The organism is uncultured Jatrophihabitans sp., assembly GCF_964244045.1.
GTDB lineage: Bacteria > Actinomycetota > Actinomycetes > Mycobacteriales > Jatrophihabitantaceae > Jatrophihabitans.
Window position 1 is genome coordinate 1 of record NZ_CAXTHK010000077.1, and the last position, 3,044, is coordinate 3,044.

Sequence of the window (3,044 nt, forward strand, 5' to 3'; positions counted from 1 at the left end):
CCTACCCGGTGACCGACGCGCCAACCATCTCTACACCCTCACCTGCGAAGAGCCCGCATACCGCGGACGGTCCCCCTGCAGGAGGCCCGGATGCCCTGCCGAGCAGTGCTGGAGCAGCCGGTTAGTGAATCGCGTCGATCAGGCCGTCTGTCACAGCGCATCCTTGCTGGATTCCGCTCTACCTGCCGTCGTGGACATCGTCGACCAGCTGGACAAGGCTCGTTCGCGTCATCGAGCCGAGGATCCGAGCAGCAATACGGCCCTGATCGTCGTGACCAACGTGGTCGGGATACTGCTCAGCGGCAAGGTGTTGCTGAACTTCAACAGCTGCTCCCTGCCGGGTCGAAAATCTGGGGATAGTCGACCTTGTTACTACGAATGAACGCTTGCGCAGCAGCGGCTTGACGGTCACGGGCGTTGAGACCGATGAAAACAGCGATGTCCCCGGTGTCGTGGCTCGCTTGGAGAAGGTCGGGAGCTTCGGCGCGGCAGGGTCCGCACGCGGACTCCCACACGTTGAGCACCACGATCTTGCCCGGATAGTCGGCTGTGGAAACCATCCCCACGCCGTCCAACGCCTGCCCGGTGGCGACAGGGGCAGCCTGGCGGTCGACCGGATCGAACCGGGTGAGCCCTGCCGTGACCGAGAGCCCGCTAGCTGTGCTCGGAGTTCCGGCTCACCGAACCGGCACCAGACACGAGGTCAGCGACAAGATCAGGGCTCCAACCACACCCGCCAGCCTCGCCGTCCGCGCTCGCCCCCGCTGCCCTGGAGTCACCCGCAGAACGTACGCTCGCTTTTACCCGGCTGGCCACCTGGCCGGTCCCGGCACAGACGGGTGCCGGCGTTGATCCGTCGGTCTGGCGCATGCTCCGGCCGCGACGAGAAACTCCGGCACGCGTCGGCGAAAAGGTTGAGCTGCAATAGCTGGCTCGTCCCACTGGGCTGCTGAGATTTCTTGGACTTTGCCGAAGCGGCACACAGCTACTCCGCATCTCGTGTACCGCCGCACGCAAACGGCTAGAACGACAACGAACATCGCTGCGCAGACGACCTGGGCTGCAGTTGCCCAAACTCCTTGCCGCTCCACCCGCCTCGAGTCCCACTGATTCAGTCTCGTCGACGACCCAGTCGTTTCGCGGAATGTGCGGGCTCCTGGCCGCGGGCCGCCGGCCCGCCTGGATTGGCGAAGCGGCGCTCGTCGAGGTTGCCGGGTTGGCGCGCGCGCAGGATGGGATCGTGCTGCAGCGGCGGCGGAGCGGCGAACTGTTGGGCTGGGTGCCTGCCGAACGAAAATCACACCCCGGCCACTGTCGAGGCGGCAGCGCGCCGGCCGGGACGGAATTTGACTACCGGCCCGCACGGATATGGCCCAGACAAATGACGCACGCTCGGCCGGCGCGGTATTGCGAGCTAATTGCGCTAAACTGACGCTGTCCCCCGATCGTGAGGGGCGTGTGGCTCAGCGGGGGCTCCTTCACTGCCGCCGATGTTCACCGAGGTGACACGCAGGCCCTAATTCGGGATTGCGTACTCCTGAAGAATGATGGCAGGAAGCGGAACCCCTTATGCCCGCATCGCGACCCTTCTATGACTCCCCTCATCCGCCCGATGCCATGCTGGACGTGCTTTATGACGCCACGGTGGCGATCATGCAGCAACATCTCAACTTTCGCCGCGGTCTGGTCGACGTGGCGTCGATGATTTCTCGTAACAGCGCCGGCGCCGACGGTGCTGGGGTTGCGCTGATGCACGACGACCAGGTGCTGCTGCGGGTCGCCTCCTCGGTGCTGGTCGAGAAGGCCGACGATGTGCAGTACGGGTTAGGCGAAGGCCCTTGTCTAACGGCGGTGGCCGAGAAGCGCGCGATTATCATCGGCTCGCTGCGGGGCCGAGAGCAGCGCTGGCCGCGCTTCGCCCGCGAGATCCGGCAGCTGGGCATTGGAAGCGCCCTTTCACTCCCCCTGGTGGTGCGTCAGGCGGTGATCGGCTCCGTCAATATCTACAGCCGTCGCGAGGACGCGTTCCTCGAAGCTGACGTGGTCAGCGGGGAGCGATTCGCCCGGCCCGTGGCAGCCGCCATCCAGAGCGCTCGAATCACCCAGCACCTCGACCAGCTAGCGGCGCAACTGTTTGAGACCCTCGAGGTTCAAGCCTTGATCTCAGCGGCGATCGGCTTCCTGCGCCACCGCGAAGACCTACCAACCGAGGCTGCGAAGCAGCGACTGGATGAGCTGGCGGCCCGCGATCACCAGTCCCTGACCGATGCCGCCGCATCGGTCCTGGGAACACGCATCGTCGCGCCCACCGACGACGCGACCACCTCGACATGACCACCTCGACATGACCACGGAGTCGGAGAACAGCGGCTCGTTGATGGCCAGCGTCTTGGCCGCCGACCTCGCCGAGCTGACCGAGGAGCTTGCCTCAAACGCGATCGATCTCCCGGCGGCGTCCACGATGGTAGAGCGCGACTTCCGGCTCGCCGTCCGGTCGTTTCTTGCGCTGACGCTGACGGTGGGGATCGGCTCCGGCCCGCCGGTCACGCTGACCCTGGCTGCAGGACCGGTAGCGGTGCACGAGGTAGCCAGCGCGTTCTCACTTCGCCTCGACAGCGACGCCATGACCCGGCTCACCGTCACCTGCTACGCCGGTCGCCGTGACGTCCTCCTCGAGCTGGCGAACGACCTCGTGAGCGCGCTCGGCGTCGGTCCGACAGCCCTCGACCTGCAGCCCGGACTGCCAGCGCACGACCTGGTGCCCGGTCTTCACGGCCTCGATCGGTTCCGCGCCTCATTCGAGAGCGAAGGCGCCCGCCGAGCCGCAGACCACTAGTAGTTTGTCGCCCCTAAGCCTTGTGGTCTGGCGGCGTCCAGGTGCGTGCATCGCAAGGCCGACGAGGAAGGGCTACCGGGTCGTAGCACGACGAGGAGAACGCCGCGAGGTGCGTGCCTGGGCGCCGCCAAGCCCAAGAATGAGGGGCGACAGACTACTAGGTGGCTGGTGTTTTTTGTCGCGTGGCGGTCCGGGGTTCGTCGGCTGT

The 3,044-nt window shown here is 65.9% G+C and carries 4 protein-coding genes; 3 read left to right on the top strand and 1 reads right to left on the bottom strand.

Annotation, left to right across the window (positions count from 1 at the left end; genetic code table 11):
* Positions 1 to 190 precede the first annotated feature (190 nt).
* A complete protein-coding gene (locus ACFFC4_RS22110; protein WP_375504918.1) occupies positions 191 to 382 on the top strand; it encodes a hypothetical protein in 192 nt (63 codons plus the stop codon).
* On the opposite strand, the gene ACFFC4_RS22115 is transcribed toward ACFFC4_RS22110, so the two are convergent.
* Positions 321 to 560: a TlpA disulfide reductase family protein gene (locus tag ACFFC4_RS22115; protein WP_375504912.1), complete on the bottom strand. Its 240-nt coding sequence runs from the start codon at positions 558 to 560 to the stop codon at positions 321 to 323. The genes ACFFC4_RS22110 and ACFFC4_RS22115 overlap by 62 nt on opposite strands.
* A gap of 1,057 nt (positions 561 to 1,617) precedes the next feature.
* Between ACFFC4_RS22115 and ACFFC4_RS22120 the strand changes: the two genes are divergently transcribed.
* Together ACFFC4_RS22120 and ACFFC4_RS22125 are read left to right on the top strand one after the other, a co-directional pair.
* The gene (locus ACFFC4_RS22120; RefSeq protein ID WP_375504914.1) at positions 1,618 to 2,334 is read left to right on the top strand and encodes a GAF domain-containing protein; all 717 of its coding nucleotides are present in this window, start codon (positions 1,618 to 1,620) and stop codon (positions 2,332 to 2,334) included.
* Positions 2,335 to 2,344: 10 nt separating this feature from the next.
* Complete coding sequence (locus tag ACFFC4_RS22125) at positions 2,345 to 2,836, top strand: hypothetical protein (RefSeq protein WP_375504916.1); 492 nt, start codon at positions 2,345 to 2,347, stop codon at positions 2,834 to 2,836.
* Positions 2,837 to 3,044: the final 208 nt, after the last annotated feature.